Source organism: Psychrobacter sp. MES7-P7E (assembly GCF_002863645.1).
Lineage (GTDB): Bacteria > Pseudomonadota > Gammaproteobacteria > Pseudomonadales > Moraxellaceae > Psychrobacter.
In genome coordinates this window covers 1-795 of the sequence record NZ_PJBU01000048.1, presented here as the reverse complement: position 1 = coordinate 795, position 795 = coordinate 1, and the positions used below count along the sequence as shown (strand labels likewise).

Below are 795 nucleotides of genomic sequence, written 5' to 3'. Positions count from 1 at the left end.
TGACGCTGGTTTTAAACGCTACACTGGCATTCATAAAACCACCTTTTATGACATGCTTGAGGCCATGCAAGAGCATGAAGCATCTAAGACCAAATCAGGTAGACCAAGCGTGCTCAGTCTTAAGGAGCAGATACTACTAGCCCTGACTTATTGGCGTGAATACCGCACGCTTTATCATATCAGTATGGACTTTGGTATTCATGAGTCTTCTGCTAGCCGTATCATTCGTAAAGTAGAAGACATACTGATTGACTCTGGCAGGTTTGAATTGTTTAAAAAGTTGCCTAGTCGCGTCGATGAGGACATCAATTGGTCAGTCGTCATTGTCGATGCCACCGAAACCCCAATTGAGCGTCCAAAAAAAACCAAAGAGACTACTACAGCGGCAAGAAAAAACAACACACCTTAAAAGCGCAGGTTATCGTTCATTGGCAAACCGGTTTGATACTTGATGTGCAAACCTGTAAAGGGTCAATCCACGATTTTAAGCTGTATAAAGATACTTGTCCTGATTGGTTACCTGAGAACACTAACTATCTAGCAGACAGTGGTTATCAAGGGTTAGCAAAGCTACATAACCAAACTTTCACACCATTTAAGAAACCTCGTGGTGGTCAGTTATTGGAGATATGCAAACAGGCCAATCACTATCTGGCAAAGTTCCGTATTGTGGTTGAGCACAAAATAGGCTTAATCAAGTTGTTTAAAATCGTGGCTCATAAATATCGCAACCGTCGTCAGCGCTATGATCTTAGAATGAAGCTGTTTGCTGGTATCATTAATTCCGAGCTTAAA

The 795-nt window shown here is 41.8% G+C and carries 1 protein-coding gene and 1 pseudogene; both read left to right on the top strand.

Annotated elements, in window-relative coordinates; translation table 11 throughout:
- Window positions 1-409 (top strand): transposase family protein (locus CXF62_RS01440; RefSeq protein ID WP_145990521.1); only part of this gene is annotated, 409 nt, incomplete at its 5' end.
- Between the two features lie 8 nt (window positions 410-417).
- Window positions 418-795, top strand: a pseudogene (locus CXF62_RS01435) (transposase family protein); the annotation flags it as partial.